The organism is Sporomusa acidovorans (genome assembly GCF_900101845.1).
GTDB classification, from domain to species: domain Bacteria; phylum Bacillota; class Negativicutes; order Sporomusales; family Sporomusaceae; genus Sporomusa; species Sporomusa acidovorans.
Genome location: NZ_FNAM01000004.1, coordinates 65892 through 83936, shown reverse-complemented (window position 1 = coordinate 83936; position 18045 = coordinate 65892). Strand labels below are relative to the sequence as shown.

General features: G+C 36.5%; 17 protein-coding genes and 1 pseudogene. All 18 read left to right on the top strand.

The features are described 5' to 3' along the window. Positions 1-90 precede the first annotated feature (90 nt). Positions 91-786, top strand: a complete 696-nt coding sequence (locus tag BLR65_RS05010) for a nucleotidyltransferase family protein (RefSeq protein ID WP_093793092.1) — start codon at positions 91-93, stop codon at positions 784-786. Between the two features lie 20 nt (positions 787-806). Next, on the top strand, positions 807-1724 hold the full coding sequence (locus tag BLR65_RS05005; protein ID WP_093793091.1) for an NAD-dependent epimerase/dehydratase family protein: 918 nt from the start codon (positions 807-809) through the stop codon (positions 1722-1724). Between the two features lie 88 nt (positions 1725-1812). After that, positions 1813-2667 carry a class I SAM-dependent methyltransferase gene (locus BLR65_RS05000; RefSeq protein ID WP_093793090.1) on the top strand — a complete coding sequence of 285 codons (855 nt, stop codon included), beginning with the start codon at positions 1813-1815 and terminating at the stop codon, positions 2665-2667. Then, positions 2654-3952, top strand: a complete 1299-nt coding sequence (locus BLR65_RS04995) for a lipopolysaccharide biosynthesis protein (RefSeq protein WP_176772694.1) — start codon at positions 2654-2656, stop codon at positions 3950-3952. Before BLR65_RS05000 ends, BLR65_RS04995 begins: the two co-directional genes overlap by 14 nt. 95 nt (positions 3953-4047) lie before the next feature. Further along, positions 4048-6162 carry a heparinase II/III family protein gene (locus BLR65_RS04990; RefSeq protein WP_169716877.1) on the top strand — a complete coding sequence of 705 codons (2115 nt, stop codon included), beginning with the start codon at positions 4048-4050 and terminating at the stop codon, positions 6160-6162. Next, positions 6141-7301, top strand: coding sequence for a GumK N-terminal domain-containing glycosyltransferase (locus BLR65_RS04985; protein WP_093793087.1), 1161 nt, complete (start codon positions 6141-6143; stop codon positions 7299-7301). Before BLR65_RS04990 ends, BLR65_RS04985 begins: the two co-directional genes overlap by 22 nt. 328 nt (positions 7302-7629) lie before the next feature. Further along, the gene (locus tag BLR65_RS04980) at positions 7630-8565 is read left to right on the top strand and encodes an O-antigen ligase family protein (RefSeq protein WP_218130621.1); all 936 of its coding nucleotides are present in this window, start codon (positions 7630-7632) and stop codon (positions 8563-8565) included. A gap of 155 nt (positions 8566-8720) precedes the next feature. Then, positions 8721-9746: a glycosyltransferase family 4 protein gene (locus tag BLR65_RS04975; RefSeq protein WP_093793085.1), complete on the top strand. Its 1026-nt coding sequence runs from the start codon at positions 8721-8723 to the stop codon at positions 9744-9746. Beyond that, positions 9724-10869 (top strand): glycosyltransferase family 4 protein, encoded by a 1146-nt coding sequence (locus tag BLR65_RS04970; protein WP_176772693.1) that lies wholly within the window; start codon positions 9724-9726, stop codon positions 10867-10869. The genes BLR65_RS04975 and BLR65_RS04970 overlap by 23 nt, the downstream gene beginning before the upstream one ends. Continuing rightward, entirely contained in the window at positions 10866-11882 is a 1017-nt protein-coding gene (gmd, locus tag BLR65_RS04965; protein WP_093793084.1) for a GDP-mannose 4,6-dehydratase, read from the top strand. The genes BLR65_RS04970 and gmd overlap by 4 nt, the downstream gene beginning before the upstream one ends. Before the next feature lie 22 nt (positions 11883-11904). Continuing rightward, a complete protein-coding gene (locus tag BLR65_RS04960) occupies positions 11905-12864 on the top strand; it encodes a GDP-mannose 4,6-dehydratase (RefSeq protein ID WP_093793083.1) in 960 nt (319 codons plus the stop codon). A gap of 402 nt (positions 12865-13266) precedes the next feature. Then, positions 13267-13854: a YdcF family protein gene (locus tag BLR65_RS04955; RefSeq protein ID WP_245692442.1), complete on the top strand. Its 588-nt coding sequence runs from the start codon at positions 13267-13269 to the stop codon at positions 13852-13854. A 115-nt stretch (positions 13855-13969) separates the two neighbouring features. Continuing rightward, positions 13970-15511 carry a capsule assembly Wzi family protein gene (locus BLR65_RS04950; protein ID WP_169716878.1) on the top strand — a complete coding sequence of 514 codons (1542 nt, stop codon included), beginning with the start codon at positions 13970-13972 and terminating at the stop codon, positions 15509-15511. A 59-nt stretch (positions 15512-15570) separates the two neighbouring features. Next, entirely contained in the window at positions 15571-15771 is a 201-nt protein-coding gene (locus BLR65_RS30755) for an NAD-dependent epimerase/dehydratase family protein (RefSeq protein ID WP_245692441.1), read from the top strand. Then, a complete protein-coding gene (locus BLR65_RS30750; protein ID WP_245692439.1) occupies positions 15768-15953 on the top strand; it encodes a GDP-mannose 4,6-dehydratase in 186 nt (61 codons plus the stop codon). Before BLR65_RS30755 ends, BLR65_RS30750 begins: the two co-directional genes overlap by 4 nt. A gap of 60 nt (positions 15954-16013) precedes the next feature. Continuing rightward, a pseudogene (locus tag BLR65_RS04940) lies at positions 16014-16377 on the top strand (VanZ family protein); the annotation flags it as partial. Then, on the top strand, positions 16375-16497 hold the full coding sequence (locus BLR65_RS31700) for a VanZ family protein (protein WP_169716879.1): 123 nt from the start codon (positions 16375-16377) through the stop codon (positions 16495-16497). The pseudogene BLR65_RS04940 and the gene BLR65_RS31700, both read left to right, overlap by 3 nt. A 639-nt stretch (positions 16498-17136) precedes the next feature. Next, positions 17137-17946 carry a transposase gene (locus tag BLR65_RS04930; RefSeq protein WP_093793078.1) on the top strand — a complete coding sequence of 270 codons (810 nt, stop codon included), beginning with the start codon at positions 17137-17139 and terminating at the stop codon, positions 17944-17946. Positions 17947-18045: the final 99 nt, after the last annotated feature.

Below are 18045 nucleotides of genomic sequence, written 5' to 3'. Positions count from 1 at the left end.
AAAATGATTTAATATAGATAAATATATATGTTCGTTGCGAGCGTTGATAGTCGAAGAAAAGCGTGAAATTTATTAAGGGGAGGCCCTATCATGGAAGCTGTGATTTTGGCAGGGGGTAAGGGGACCAGGCTAAAGCCGTATACGGTTACACTGCCTAAGCCGTTAGTGCCGGTAGGTGAAAAGCCGATACTTGATATTGTGATTAATCAACTAAAAAAGGCGGGAGTGACCAAAATTACCATAGCAGTCAATCATATGGCTGATATTATTATGGCTTTTTTTGGAAACGGGGAAAAGTATGGAATTGACATATCTTATTCGTTTGAAGATAAGCCGTTGAGCACAGTTGCTCCTATTAAACTAATCGAAGGTTTACCGGAAAACTTTTTAGTTATGAACGGCGATATATTAACCGATATTAACTATACAGATTTGTTTCAGTCCCATTTGAATTCAGGAGCTGACTTGACCATTGCCACATATAAAAGAGAAGCAAAAATAGATTTTGGAGTATTGGATATTAATGAACAAAAAAAAGAAATAATCGGCTTTAGGGAAAAACCAAAGTACCATTTTAGTGTCAGTATGGGTGTGTATGTTTTTAGCCGTTCAGTGTTAGATCAGGTGCCTTATTATGAGGCATATGGATTAGATAATTTAGTGCTGGATATGTTAAAAAGCAAGAAGAAGATTAATAGTTACTTATTTGATGGTTATTGGTTAGATATTGGCCGGCCGGATGATTATGAGCAGGCTAATACGGATATTGAAAACCGGTCTTTTTAATAAACTTAGGTGGTTGAATAATGATGCACAATATTCTAGTCACAGGATGTTCCGGTTTTATTGGGACACATGTTATAAATGCTTTAACAAAAGCTTATTCTGAAGACTTAATATATGGTATAGATCTTAAAGTTAACAATATAAAATTAACTGACGGGTTAGATGCTATGCTTACTGAGAAAAACATTAAGCAAATCAGTCAGTTTATTATGAAGCATAAGCCGGATATAATTATTCATTGTGCAGGTGTGCTAACGAATGACAAATCATTAGCTCTTGCAAGTAATTTTAATGCTACCAAACTATTAATTGCTGTTTTATGTCAAGCTGACGTGAACTGCGGGTTTATTCAAATCGGTTCTGCGGCTGAATATGCGCCTATTCCATATCTACAGAAGGTTGATGAACAGTTTTCTACAATTCCCCAAAATGCTTATGGAGAAAGTAAATTACAAGCTAGCCTGTTTGTTCAAGAAATGTCACGAAAAAAAATAATAGACGGAGTTGTACTACGACTTTTTAATCCCATAGGATCAAATATGAATCAAAATACTATTGTTGGAAAGCTATGTAAATCTATTAGCGAAGGTAAAGAAATAATTCAATTTGGAAATTTAGCTACATATCGCGATTATATTGATATTAGAGATGTTGTAAAAGCTATAATTTGTGCTATTGATAATATAAAAAATATTAGTGGTGAAATCATTAACGTTGGTAGTGGAGCGGCTAAGCTTACACGCAAGTTAGTTAATGATATCATATGTGCCAGCCAGACCAAAATATGTTATACGGAAGATAGTTGTGGATCCAATAGGTCTAACCTGACAATATGGCAAGAAGCCAATATTGATAAAGCAATAAAGTTATTAAAATGGAAACCAACGATCATATGGGAAGATACTATAAAAAACATTGCTGAGTCTAATTTTGATTAAAAGCATTTCAAAGACAAGGAAATGGTATTGCTTGATAATTGGTGTGGGTATGCTAAAAGAAATAATTAAGCATTGATTAGGAGAAAGAATGTTAAATAATTGTAGACTTTGTGGATCAAAAAAAATAATGGCAATAAAAAAGATTAAAAGTCCTTGGAATTTATGCAGTGATTTATCTTATACATTATATGGATGCAGTGATTGCCAATCAAAAATGTTCGATCCTGATGAGCATTCTATTAATCTAAATGATTTTTATAATGAACGAAGTAAAAATAAGAATTATTTGGATGAACAATTTACTTATTCAAAATATTGGATGCATGAGGTAAAAACAATTAAACAGTACTTACAGAAAGATCCACGATCAATTTTAGATATTGGCTGTAGAAATGGAGATTTTTTACTTCATTGGCCCCAAGGTATAAAAAGAGTAGGAGTGGAGATTGCCAAAGATTTTGCCCATATTGCTCAAAACAGAGGCATAATTATTATTAATGATTTTATTGAAAATATTTCTTTTGAGGAAAAGTTTGATATTGTCACTTGTTACGCTATTTTAGAACATTTAAATAATCCTACACCTTTTATGGAAAAATTAAATAATTTAGTATCCCCCAATGGTATATTAGTAATAATGGTTCCATTTTATGATTGTTTAAAAGTAAATTTATTAGACAAATTGAATATTAGATGGCATATGTATTCGCCTCCGGAACATGTGAATTTTTATTCTGAAGAATATTTAGACAAGTTCTTTAATAAATTTGGTTTTAGCTTACAACAAAGAAAATTCACATCAGGAGGAATGTTTAATCCTTTACAAGGAATTCCAATATTAGAGAAAATTGCAGGAAAGTTAATGTGGTATGTTGATGCATACACAAAACTTAATAAATACGCGGTTTTTGACCACATGTATTGTTATTATGTTAAACAATAACCTAAAGGGAAAAATGCAAAATACTCAAAAAATAACAAGGTTGCTTCATTTACTACAAAATAAGAGTTTTTTTCATCTTTTATCTGCGAATTTACTTACTCAGTTTCTTGGTTTTGGTACAGTTGTTTTTATTGCTAAATTAATATCTCCTACTGAAATTGGCCAAATAAAAATTTTGCAATCTTATATTGCGCTTTTTGTTATATTAGCCGGTTTTGGATTTAATACTTCAGTATTAAAATATTGCGCAGAGAATATTTCACAAGAACAACGATGGGGGATATTTAATTATTCAGTAAAATGTTCTTTAGTTACAACTTTATGTGGCTACTTATTATGGTTTTTATTTGATTCTTATAAAATTATTTTATCAACGAGCCAAATTGGCAGTTGGATTTTAATTTATGGATTATTGTTGCCATTTTCAGTAATGACTAATCTCGGAATGATCTACTTACAGGCCGTGAAACAAGTGAGGAAAATGGCAAAAGCCCAAAGCATAATTAAGCTGCAATCCTTTCTGATTATTGTTGGCAGTACATATTTCTGGGGGATTAAAGGCTTTATTGCTTCTACGGTATTTGCTTATTTTATTGGCATGATACCTGTTTTTCGAGAAATCGGTTTTTCATTTATTTTTTATAAATCTTTTGTACCGAGAAGTTTTTTATCTATTGCAGTGTTTAGCATGTTAGGAAATATCGTCTCTTTAATCGGGCAATATGGGGATATTTTTATTTTAGACCATTTTTGTCCTGACAAGGAACAAATAGGCTTTTACTCGTTGGCTTCTATTTTTTTGATCGGAGCTATGCAGGTTACAGGGACAGTGCAATCTATTGTAGCACCGTATTTTAGCGAGCATAATCGAGACAAAAGATGGGTTTATAGCCAATTGATCAAAAATCAACTTCGTATGGTAGTATTAGCCATATTAGTGGCATTAGGAATTTATATTTTTTGCTATTATTTTATTCCTTTTTTTTATGGATATAATTATATAATTACTTTTTTGTATTTAAAAATATTACTCTTGAAATATATTGTCTATTCTTCTTATGCTGTAACAGGAGTTTGTTTAGTTGGGCTAGGCTTGATAAAATACAATATTGGAGTAGTTTTTATTTCTACACCCATTGGTCTGTTTTTGTCCTATTTATTGTTACAAAATTATGGAGTCATTGGTGTTGCTTATGCTCAGTTCTTTACAGCGATATTTATTTTTATATTACAAATAGCTGTGACTAAATTTGCTTTGTCCAAGTATTTCAGATTTCTCAAGTAAAGTGTGGGCTAAATATGCTATACTATTTAAAAAAAATCAGGAACTATACTTTTAAAGAAATAATTTTAAAAAGTAAAATTAGGCTGAACTATAGGATGCGTTTTAGCAAAGATCTGTTTGGTCCAACATATAGCAATAAAAAAATAAAATTAGAATTTTCTTGTATAGGGAGTTTAATTCATTTACCATATACACCTGATAATGTAGAGTATATATCTAATTTATATGTTACCCACTATTTTGATCTTTTGGGCTCAGGTTGGGTTCAAGTAAAGAAAGGCATGGATTGCTTGGGTTTAGAGGGGTACAGGTATGAAGATTTAACAGTAAACGGATATGAAGGCAATATGATAAACCGCGCAAATCGCAGGGAGTCAGAAGCTATAAGGATTTTAATAGATAAAAAGTATATTCCGATTGACTGGCAGCTGGACTTTAAGTCCGGCTATCGCTGGTCGGAGAAGACATGGTATATGGAAATAAAATACGGGCATAAGCCGGGGGTCGATATTAAGGTTCCTTGGGAATTAGCACGTATGCAGCACTTGCCTATACTTGCTTGGACATATGGATTTATAGCTGAAGATAAAGAAAAATATGCCAGGGAGTTTCGCAACCAAATATTGGATTTTGTTGTCGAAAATCCCCCCCGATTTGGCGTTAATTGGCGTTGCACCATGGATGTAGGCATACGGGTAGCTAATTGGTTAGTAACCTATGATCTGTTTAAAGCATTTGGCACCGAGTTTGATGATGAATTTGAAGCGGTATTTGCCCGGTCTGTCTATGAACATGGCAGGCATTGCTATGAAAACTTGGAGTATCATCCTAAATACAGAAATAATCATTACCTGTCCGATATTGCAGGGTTGTTATTTGCGGCAAGTCATTTAGAAAGCAATAGTGAGACGGATGTTTGGTTGTCTTTTGCTGTTCAAGAACTAATTAGCGAGATGGATTTTGAATTTAATCCCGACGGCAGCAATTTCGAGGCATCAACCAACTACCACCGATTGTCGACAGAAATAATGTTGTATTGTGCTATCTTATGTCTTACATTACCTGCAGAAAAAAAGCGTGCATTAATGAATTATGATTTTAAACTTCACAGAGTAAAACCAAACCTCAAGCGTCCTTGTGAACAAGAATATAACATCAACACTACACAATTATTGCCGGATTGGTTTTGGGAGCTGTTAGAAAGAGCCTGTGAATTTACTCTGCACATGTTAAAGCCTAGCGGTGACGCCCCGCAAATCGGAGACAATGATAGCGGCCGTTTTTTCAAAATATGGCCCAGTTATCTAAAACGGACAGTTGCTGAAACGATAAATATATACGAAAACTTAGAAGGATATAGTGAATTGCCACTTGATGCAGAGTATTGGGATGAAAATGTATTAGATCATCGCCATATTTTAGGAGTGGCCGGCGTTTTGTTTAACAGGCAGGATTTCTTAGCATACGTTGAACCGGACAATCCGGAAGTTGCTCTGATAAAGGCATGGCTGAAAGGTAAAACCATTAGCTCTTATCGGCAAAAAGAACAGCTAAGAAGGCCAAGAGCTCAAGGAAGAAAAATTAATAATTTGTCATCTGGAGACATCTGTGATTGGCTAGCTATGTTGAATAAAGAATTTGGCAAGCCTGTAACATATGAATTTACGTCAAACAATAAGGAAAAGGAGTTAACTGATGGGTTAGCAATATACTCTTATCCCGATTTTGGACTATATATTTACCAATCACCGTTGCTATATTTAGCTGTAAGATGTGGCAGCATCGGCCAAAACGGTCTAGGTGGACATGCTCATAATGATCAATTGAGCATAGAACTTACTATCGATGGTGGAGATATAATTTCCGACCCGGGGACATATCTGTATACGCCTTTACCGGCAAAAAGAAATAAATTTAGATCGACTGGTGTACATTTTACACCCCTGGATAAAGACAAGGAGCAAAATGATTGGATTGCTGGTCAAAGAGGCCTTTTTCAACTATTTAATAAAGCAAAAGCTGAGACTAAATATTTGGGGATAGACGGATTTGTTGGCATGCATAGTGGTTTTGGCAAGCCTGTTTATAGAGTGATAAAACTACAGGGGAATCATGTTTATTGTTATGACTTCAATGTAAATGAAAAGATACAGATTGGGAAAAAATCATTTTCAAGAGGGTATGGAAAATGCGAAGAAAAAAGGTGTTAATGGCTTGTGCTAATTATTGGACATCGCCATTTCAAGTTGGCAGTCACCATATTGCTAGAGGATTTGTTGATTTAGGGTGGGATGTAGCCTTTGTATCAGATCCTATTTCACCGTTACATTTAGTGAACGGTTTAACCTCTGAATTGAGAGAACGGATATTAATTCATCAACTGGGTGGTATCAAAGATCTAAACGGACGAGTCTGGGCATATGTGCCTAGTGCAATGATAACGCCACATAATAAATTATTATTACGTAATGATTTAGTTCAAAAATATTGGCGTTATGTATCTTGGCCAAATATTATTAAAAAAATTAAACAAGCTGGGTTTGGAAAGGTAGACCTATTATATTTTGATAGTGTGAATCAGGCTTTTTGGGTAGATGTTTTACCACATAAGTATTCATTGCTTAGAATTGCAGATAATAATCATCAATTTAATAAATTTACGCAATCAATGATTAAAATGGAAAAATGGCTTGGACGACATGTTGATATAGTAGCTTATACTGCACGCGGTCTTAAAAATTATGTTGACAATCTTGAACCTAAAGAAACGCTTTATTTACCAAATGGTGTGAACTTCGATCACTTTGTTAATGGGGATCGTACTTTACCTAATGAATATAAAACAATTAACAGACCTATTGCTGTTTATATAGGAGCAATGGATGTTTGGTTTGATTATGATTTAATTAATATAGTAGCGCAACAATTGCCGCATATTTCTTTTGTCTTTATTGGGCCGGAAAGAATGGCTAAAGAGCGTTTGAGGTCTAGGTCAAACATACACTTATTAGGAAAACGATTGTATAAAGAACTTCCAACTTATTTGCATAATGCGGATGTAGGTATAATTCCCTTTAATGTTAAGGATTATCCTCAGTTGATAAACAATATTAATCCATTGAAGTTGTACGAATATATGGCGGCTGGGTTACCTGTAGTATCAGCGAGGTGGAAAGAATTGGAGTTGGCTGAGACACCTGCATATTTATATCGAAATAGTAAAGAATTTATGGATATATTTAAAAAATTGAATTTAGAAAATATAAGTCATTTAAAATATATTGATTATGCATCTAAACATAATTGGAATAGTAAAGTTGGGATATTAAATGAGTTGTTTAAAAATTAGTCTTACAAATATTGAAAAATATAATTTGATAATTTTTACTTTTTTATTATTATATTCAAATATATTTTCTCGAATTCTTGATTTGTCAATATTTAATATTTTATTATATGTAATTGGGCTTATTGCAGTTTGTATTAATGTTATGAATAACCATAAAATATCATATTTAAAATTACTCTTATATAGTTTATGCTTATTTTTCTTTACTTATAGTATTATTGATTTTCGTAGTGATTTTATTACAAATTTACTATCATTAAAAGATTTTTGTTTTCCTATATTGTGTTTACTAATTGGCGAAAGTATGGGCAAGTATAAAATTGATATAGTGAATTTATTTAATAAATTATTTTTATTTTTTGTAACTTATGGCATTATACAAGAAATAGCATTTTATACTAATAACCTTGAAGTATGGCTACCTTGGGATTATAAAATAATAATTGATTTTCTCGAATCAGGTGACAATGGAAATTTGTTTCAGGGGGGGTTATTACGCTTTTTTGGGGTTATGAATGCTTTTGTAGAATATCAAGTCTTTATTATTTCAATAATATTATTATTAATGCTATACAATCAGTACATTCATAATAGAAATGTTTTTAAAATTAATATTATATTATCATTAATATTTCTTTTATTAGCACTTGAAAGATCCCCCATAATAATGTTATTTATATGGGCGTTTATTTGGAAAGTACCTAGTTTTTCAATTGATCTTAAAAGAATGGGGAAATTAATTGTATTTATTTTATTTATATTTGTTAGTATATTTTATTTTTATTCTAATTTATACGAAGATGAGATTACCGGTATTGCGTTTCAACGTATAGTTAATGTTATAACCTTTAATTTTGGAAATGACGCGGCTTTTGAGGAAAGAGAGAATGTTCATTGGAAATTTGCTTGGGAACTATCTAAAAATAATTATATTGGTATTGGACCAGGAACAGTCGCTCCGTCAGCAAGCCAATATATAGGATATGTTGGTCCTCATAACAATTTTTTAGCTTATCATCTTGCATATGGTTTATTTGGCTTGATGCTCTTTATTTGTTTTTTAATGCTAATACTTAAAAAGTTTTCTAATTTGAATAAAAATATTCAATTATTTGGTTATGGAATGTTTTGTGCATATTTTGGAATGGCTATTTTTAATATGCCTTTTGTTGGGAAGAATGGAATTTTGTTTTTTATTATAGTGGGTTTTTTATTTAATAACAATTTTAACATCCCTCAAAATACCTATAGAGCACATCGATAAGTTTTTTTATCCCAGTTTTTCTTCTATTGTTAGGCGAAGTGGTTTAGAAATATTAAACGGGGGCGAATATTATTATTAATGTCTATATAAACGCTCGTTTTTATAGTCAAACAATTACAGGTGTACAGAGATATGCTAATGAATTAGTAAAAGCATTGGATATTTTGATAAGTAAAGGATATATTGATGATACTAAATATTCGTTTAAGATGTTAGCTCCCCGTAATATAAAAATGACACCGGAATTTAAAAATATTCCATTAAAAGTAGTAGGTCATTTGAAAGGAATATTTTGGGAGCAATTAGAACTTCCATTTTTCTCTAGAGATGGATTGCTTATAAATTTTTGCAATAGCGCTCCGTTAGTTAAAACTAATAGCATTGTTACTATTCATGATGCGTCAGTATATGGAGTTTCTAGTGCATATTCTAAAAAGTTTCAATTATGGTATAAATTTCTTTTACCAATTTTAGGACGAAGAGTGAAAAAGGTAATTACTGATTCAAGCTTTTCAAAAAATGAAATTGTTCATTATTGCGCTATTCCGTCAAATAAGATTGACGTAGTGTACTTGGGAAGGGACCATATATGCAATATTAAGCCGGATAACAAGATTTTAGACAAATATAAGTTAGGGAAGAAAACATTTCTACTAGCTGTAAGCAGTATGAATCCCAATAAAAATTTTCATTCAATTGCTAAGGCTATTAAGTTGTTAAAACATGAAAATTATAAATTTGTAGTTGCTGGTGAGAGTAATTCGACAATATTTAATACATATGAGGAAGCATTTGCAGCAGATGTCATAAAATTAGGGTTTGTAACAGATTGTGAACTTAAAGCATTATATGAAAACGCCAGTTGTTTTATTTACCCTTCTTTTTATGAAGGTTTTGGATTACCGCCGGTTGAGGCGATGGCATGTGGCTGTCCGGTTATTGTATCTGATAGAGCATCTCTTCCTGAAGTTTGCGGAGATGCCGCATTGTACTGCAATCCGTATGATGTTAATGACATAGCATTAAAAATGAAGCAGCTTTTGGATGATCAAGTTTTACAAGAAAGTTTAAGGAAACAAGGTTTAAAAAGGGCCGAAACTTATAACTGGGAAAGTTGTGCGAAAAAAGTTTTTTCGCATATTACGGAGGTATGTTCTGGTGAAAATTGCCATTGTTCATGACTGGTTAACTACATACGCGGGCGCAGAGCGGGTATTGGAGCAAATGATTAAAATTTTTCCGGCGGCAGATTTATATAGTATAGTAGATTTTGTACCTGATAAGCAACGTGATTTTTTACAGAGTAAAAAGATATCGACATCTTTTATACAATATATGCCTTTTGCTAAAAGTAAATATAGATCATATTTGCCTATAATGCCGTTAGCGATTGAGCAGTTCGATATGGCGAGATATGATCTCATAATATCAAGTTCGCATGCGATCGCTAAGGGAATATTAACTGGACCTGATCAATTGCATTTATGCATGTGCTATTCACCAATACGCTATGCCTGGGATTTACAGCATCAATATTTAAAAGAAAGTGGTTTAGACAAAGGTATAAAAGGATGGACTGCAAAATGGATTTTACATAAAATGCGACTTTGGGATTATAGAACAGCAAACGGAGTTGACGGTTTTATTGCAATTTCGAATTTTATAGCAAAGCGGATATGGAAATGTTATCGTCGTCATTCTACGGTAATTTATCCGCCGGTTGATGTAGCGGCTTTTGATTTGTGCACACAAAAAGATGAATATTATCTTACGGCATCCAGAATGGTTCCTTATAAAAAAATAGATCTGATTGTTAGGGCCTTTAGAGAAATGCCTGAAAAAAAACTGGTAGTTATTGGCGATGGACCAGACTATAAGAAAATAAGGGCAGTGGCCGGGGAAAATGTTGAATTGTTAGGGTATCAATCTTTTGATAAAATGAAAAGATATATGCAACATGCGCGGGCTTTTATATTTGCTGCGGAAGAGGATTTTGGCATTGTTCCTTTAGAGGCTCAAGCATGCGGTACCCCTGTTATTGCGTTTGGTAAGGGAGGAGCGCTGGAAACAATTTGTGGACTGGATAACCCAAGACCAACGGGTGTTTTTTTTGAGGAACAAACCGTTCCATCATTGGTTCAGGCTGTTTGTCAGTTTGAAAAGGAACGTATTTTACCTCAAGCTTGTCATGATAATGCGCTTCGTTTTGCTCCCGGGCGATTTCAACAAGAATTTAAAACTTATGTTAATAAACAATTGGAAATATTTAGAAAAAATAGTTTTATGGAGGATACATTTCTATGAAATCAGCACTAATTACCGGGATTACCGGTCAAGACGGGGCATACTTGGCTAGCTTGCTTTTAGACAAAGGTTATAAAGTATACGGATTAATGGCTCGGCGGGCCACGTCCACAACTTGGCGCTTGGAATTCTTAGGCATTGAAAATGAAGTGGAACTTATTTATGGTGATTTGACTGATTTATCGTCAATCATTCGCGCAATAAAGGTAGCCAAGCCATCGGAAGTCTATAATTTGGCAGCGCAAAGCTTTGTTGCCACATCCTGGCAACAGCCGGTGCTAACTGCGCAGACAACTGGGGTTGGGGCTTTAAATGTGCTTGAAGCAATCCGGTTAAGCGACCCGGCAATAAAATTTTATCAAGCTTCTACCAGTGAAATGTTTGGTCTGATTCAAGAACCGATGCAGTCGGAAAAAACACCGTTTTATCCGCGAAGTCCTTACGGGGTTGCAAAACTGTTTGGCCATTGGATGACGGTGAATTATCGGGAGAGTTTTGATATGTTCGCCTGTAGCGGTATTTTGTTTAATCATGAATCACCTTTACGGGGGATAGAGTTTGTCACCCGTAAAGTGACGGATGCGGTCGCTAGGATAAAATTAGGGGTGCAAAGTGAACTTCGACTGGGTAATATTGATGCTAAACGGGACTGGGGTTTTGCCGGTGATTATGTTAGAGCTATGTGGCTGATGCTGCAGCAGGACAAACCGGATGATTATGTTGTCGCTACCGGAAAAACAACTACGGTCAGGGATATGTGCAAAATAGCTTTTGAATATGTAGGTCTGCATTACGAGGATTATCTTGTTATAGATCCGCAGTTTTATCGTCCGGCCGAGGTTGAAGTTCTATTGGGAAACCCGGCTAAAGCTAAAGAAAAGTTAAATTGGGAACCGGCAACTAGCCTGGAAGAACTTATTCAAATGATGGTATCGGCAGATCTTGAACGGGTTAAGAAAGAAGCAACATCTAACGATAATCTTGTAAAGTATGCAGCGGCTACTAAACAATGAATAAAAGAGGTTGTGTATTCAAATGCGGGTATTGGTGACAGGTGCAAGCGGGTTTGTGGGTAGTTATTTAGTGCCGGCTTTAGTTGAACGAGGTCATGAAGTATATGCCGGGGTAATGGATACAAATTATCGTCAATTTAATTCGGCAGAATGTATAAGTTTTGACATCATCGATCAGCATGAACTGAGAGAAGCTATTAAGTCAACTAATCCAGACGGTATTATCCATTTGGCGGCGCAGAGTATGGTAAGCCGTTCCTGGGAGAAACCGGATTTAACCGTAAAGATTAATACCATTGGGACTATAAATCTAATCGGAGCAGTGAAAAAATATGCTTCCCACGCTAAGGTTATCACGGTTGGAACCAGCGAAGAGTATGGCCTAACCGGAAAAAAGGGTATACCATTAGATGAAACAGAGGCATGCTTACCTCAGAATCCTTATGCCGTCAGTAAACTAGCTGCCGGTCAGCTAGCACTTCAATTAGCACATAAGGAAAACCTAAATGTTATTCATGTGCGGCCGTTTAATCATTTTGGACCGGGACAAGCCAGGGGATATGTGGTTAGCGATTTTGCATCGCAAATAGCGAAAATTGAACAGGGATTATGTTTGCCGAGTCTTTGTGTTGGTGATTTAAGTACGCAAAGAGATTTTACCGATGTCCGTGATGTTATTGAAGCATATGTCAATTTAATTGAAAATAAGGTTGAGAACGGTATTTATAATGTTTGTTCAGGTACTCCACGGCGGATTGAAAATATTTTAACATTTCTAATAAAAGCGGCCCGGGTACCTATTGCTGTTCAAGTAGATCAGCAACGGTTTCGCCCTTCGGAAGTACCGTTTTTTGTTGGTTCAGCCGCTAAATTGCAGAAGTGTTTTGGGTGGAAACCGAAACATAATTTTTTAGATAGTTTAACTGAAACTTTAAACTGGTGGCGAAAACAAGATTTAACCGTCGCCGCAACCGAAAAGTAAGGGACCATTTAGGCATTAGAAAAGACGAAAACAGTTTGTAAACAGTACATAAGCAAGATTAAAGAGCATTAAGAAAATACGATAGGAATATAATCTATTTTTTTGATGTTTCAATCTCATTTTGATTTTACGAGAGTATTGGCAAAAAAAGAAATGCTTATAACTAATTAAGTATGGTATGGAGTTTATAGTATTAAGAATAGTCTTACAAGATTATGAAGGATGAAAATGATGATTTACGTTGTAAAGTTTTTTTACAATTGGCTATTACCTCCTGGTATTTTTATAACTGGGTTGCTATTTTTAGGCATATTATTATTTAAACGCTGGAAAAAAGCGGCAGGATTTACATGGTTGGTTGCTTTCACAATTTATCTGCTGTCTATATCTCCCTGTGGCGATATGCTGATCCAATCGCTGGAACAACGGTATCAACCGCCAGGTGAAGTAACTGACCGGGATGTTATTGTAATGCTGAGTTATGGGGCAACAAAAGATACACCTGATGTCAGCGGAATGGGGCAATTGTCGGGAAGCAGTGCTAACCGGTTGTTAACGACTGTGCGTTTGCATTTAAAAACAAGATTACCGATTATCATTTCCGGTGGCCAGGTATTTAGCGACTCTGGCAATGAAGCCCAAATATCGAAAAGAATTCTCATGGACTTAGGCGTACCGGACAATCAGATATTTATTGATGATAAAAGTCTGACTACGACGGAAAATGCATTATATACGAAAGAGATACTCTTGCAGCATGGGTTTAACAGTCCTATCCTGGTTGCATCGGGGTTTCATATGCCACGGGTGGTGATGAACTTTGAACGCGTCGGCATGGATGTTTTGCCTTATCCGGCAGACTACCGGGTTTCCCGGACAACGCATTTGTATTTCAATAAATTTTCACCAAGTTCTGGTGCTTTAAGTAATTCAGGAACAGCACTTCGCGAATACCTGGGGATAGCGGCTTTGCGTTTTAAAGCCCAGTAGCCGTAGGCATAAGGGGTGGATCCCTAACTTTTGGTCAGTGGGTTGAGTGTTTCGATAGGAAAAAAGCCAGTATGATCGAATTTATTTTATTATTATTAATGGGAGTGTGATGAATTTGTCATTGAAGAAATCGCTGGCCGCAAGTCTATTAATTGGGCTTTTGTCGACCGGGGTTCAGGCGGCACCGTCTGATTTTGTTTCACCCAATGTTCCTTTGACCAGTCCACTATACGGATATATTGAAAAATTCGATGGCATGGGTTATCTTACCTCAATGCCCAACGGTACGAAGCCTTATACCCGGATGCAGATGGCCCAATGGCTGATCGAAATTCAGGCAGAGTCCCGGAAACGGCCTTTACCGCCCTATATGGCCGATATGGAAAAGGAATTGGAAAAGGAATTAACGGCTGAAGTACAGATACTATCCGGGGAAAAGGCAGATTTATCGTTGGAATTACGGGAAGTTCAGCTGGAACTGGGTACCTATCATGGCGATACGGTAGGCTATCGTAAGGGTGATGCTGGCCCCCGGGCCAGCTATCAGCCGCTTAATGGCAATAATAATGGGTATCGCTATGGCCAAAATGGCAATGTAATTGCCCAGGCGCAGTTATTCGGAAAAATTAGTCCCGATATGGTTATTGCCTTGGAACCGCGGTTTAGTTATGATGAAGACCAACAGGGCGAAGCAGCCCTGACCAGCGGGTATGTGAAGACCCGCATCAATGGTATGGGCGTTCAACTGGGGAAAGATCCGGTTTTCTGGGGACATGGTGCCACAGGGTCATTAATTCTTGGCAATAATATGACGCCATTGACTTCCATTAAATTATCGAATCTTGAGCCATATACCAGCAATGGTTTTTTCCGTTTTCTTGGTGAGATGAATTTTACGGCTATGTATAGTGAACTGGAGAGTAACCGGACGAAGCTGAGCGCCAACGAAGTGGACAACCCCTCGTTTGTAGCAATGAGAGGAACATTTACTCCGCAGCGGAACTTTACTTTCGGATTGTCGTTTACCTCCATGGTAGGCGGCAATGGGCATAGTTTAAGTAGTGGTGATTATAGGGATTGGCTGTTAGGCCGTAACGCTGATGCCGCTGCTGATAAATGGAATAATATTGCCGGGCTGGATTTTAAACTGCGGCTGCCTAAATGGAATGGTGTTCAGGTGTATGGTGAACTCTATGGTGAGGATCAAGCCAACTATATGCCGTCAAAAGTAGCAGAAAGAGTAGGGGTATATATTCCCAAGCTTAATAACGATGGTACTTGGGATATGAAGGTAGAATACGCTCATACCAGCAATTGGTGGTATAATCATCAATTATATACGAATGGATATGTGTACAAGGGCGATATTATTGGCGATCCGTTAGGCCACGATTCAAATCAGTATTATGTAAAGGTAGGCCGTTATCTGGACACGAACAGTCAGATATCATTAAATGTTAATTTTGTCACGATGGACAGGTCGGCGGTTGTTTCCCAAACGATAAAATCCGGTTGGCTGGCCTATCAGACTAAACTGCGGGAGAGTGTTTTCCTCGACAGTCAACTCGGTATAGCGAGGATCAATAATGCCGGCTTCGTTAGTGGACATGAAGATACTAATTATTTTGCCGGGGTTAGTGTGCGCTGGCAGTATTAGTTATTAATCTTTGCAGGATGCGGAGTCTTTGTCATTGCAGGAACGGAAGTTGGTTGATTATGAATGTACTGGTAACAGGTGGCGCCGGCTATATAGGCTCTCATACCTACTATCCGACAATCGATGGTACAGGGGTTCGGGATTATATTCATGTTATGGATTTGGCCGAAGGGCATGTGGCCGCACTTGACCATCTAACGACAGGTGTACATATTTATAATTTGGGGACAAGCCAGGGACTTCCGTGCTGCAACTGGTGAAGACATTTGAGGAGGCCAATGACATTGCAGTGCTGTATGAGATTGTTGACCGTAGGCCGGGAGACATTGCCGAATGTTATGCGGATGCGACAAAAGCTGGAAAGGAATTACAATGGAAGGCGAAACGGGATATAGTGGCAATGTGCCGGGACGCCTGGAGGTTTGAGTGCCAGGAAAGCTAAATACATGGGAACCGTAAATCAGCGGGAAAAACCAACGAAAAGGTGTAGAAAAGAGGCCATATGGAGCCAATAAAAAAAGCTAAGATAAAATATCTGATCTTGCATTGGGCAGTTATATTGATCTGGATAGCATGTATTTTTGTTTTTTCGGCTCAGCCTGTAAAAGAGTCTAATGGTTTAAGTCTGAAGGTGACTAAGATTATCATCACGGCGGCAGCCTTTGTAATACCAATTCATCGGGATGCGGGAACGATTGAGCGGCTGGCTGTAAAATATAATGGATTTATACGGAAACTGGCACATGTTACGATATATTTTCTGTTAGGATTATTACTGACCAGGACTCTTAGAATAAGCGGTATGAAGGGGAAAAAGATATATCTCCTGGCATTGTTGCTTTGTTTGGGACGAATTCCATCAGGTGTTTGTAGCAACGGGGCGGAGCGGGCAAATATCTGATGTGCTGCTGGATACTGCAGGTGCTGCTATGGGGATAGGCATATTCTGGTTGTTTAGTGGAAACAGAAGTAATGAGTTATTATGAAAAGACAAAAGAGATCTGAAATGAATTTTTTTTATTAAACAATTCGTACTATAAGGTACGCGTCTTTATCCGGTTACTAAATCGGATTAGTAAACAGCTGCCCCGGGAGAAGTCATGAAGAAGAACGTGTATGGGAAGTATTTATTGCAAATTGCCGGAGAGGACTAAGGAGATTTAGAAGCATATGAATGATTCTACTGCGAAAACTCCCCCTGCACAGGGGTATCAGTTACCGAGAGAAAATGACCTAAAGCCCTTATGAAATAAGGTTTTGTAGGTATTGCGAACAGGGATTTTCTGCTTGAAGTCGAATATTATTATTATAAACATAACGATATTTGAAAGTGAGCGAATATAAATGTTTCGCAAAAATAATTCACACCTTCAGGAACGCTTGTTTGATGACTTCCAGCATTTACACCCCAGTCAACAAAAACGCTTAATGGCCAGTTGGGCTCCCATATTTTACGAACACGTTTTCAGCCAGATTGATGAAGCACCCTTTGCACCGTTATACTCTGCCGATAATGGCCGTCCTAACTTCCCAATCAATATCCTGCTATCGCTCGAATTTTAGAAGCCACTAGGGACGGTTCTGATTGACAATTATTTTTTGATGGTATATAATGGCATTGGGTGATGGCTATGCCAAGAAGTGCTAGGATACCTAGTAAAACAGGTATTTATCACATAATGTTACGTGGTAATGAACGAAGAGATATATTTCTAGACGATGCAGATAAATTGACCTTCATAGATTTCTTGTATTCGAAGAAAGCGGATGAAGGTTGCTTGTTATATGCCTATTGTCTAATGGATAATCACGTTCATCTAGTGATAAAAGAAGGGTGCAATGGCATTGCTAAACTTATGAAACGAATTGGAACAAGCTATGTAAAATACTTTAATCAAAAATACCAGCGGGTTGGACATCTATTTCAAGACCGGTATAAAAGTGAGAATATAGAAAATGACAGCTATCTCTTAACGGTTATCCGCTATGTTCACCAGAATCCTGAAAAGGCTGGTATAAGCAGGAGCGAAACGTACAAATGGAGTAGTTATCAGGCCTATTTAAGTGGACCGGGGGTAACACGATATTTACCTGAAATGGCTGAAGTTTTAAGAATGTTCGGCCGGGAAACAGAGGCAGCTCTTAATCGGTTTCGGCAGTTTCATGCAGAGTATAACGGTGAAGTATGCCTTGATATTCGAAATTGCAGTGAAGAGGATGAGAAAATAGAGGCTGATGTTCGAAGGTTATTAGCGGATACTTTGCAAAGTACCGGACTGACATTAAAGGATATGATTAAAAAAGAGAATGCGTTAATTCTCAAGGAGTTTTTACTTAAACTAAGAAATAATACCGGCTTATCAGGCAGAAAGCTATCACAGTTAACCGGAATAAATAGAGAAACCATTAGAAGGGCACTACTCACGTTTAGCTAACCGAACCTGCACGGGGTTAGGTAGTGCGATTTGAAAGTATTGCGGGTTTGAATAGACAAATCGTAGAGCTTTTGTTTTAAGCATTACTATGCAAGAAGA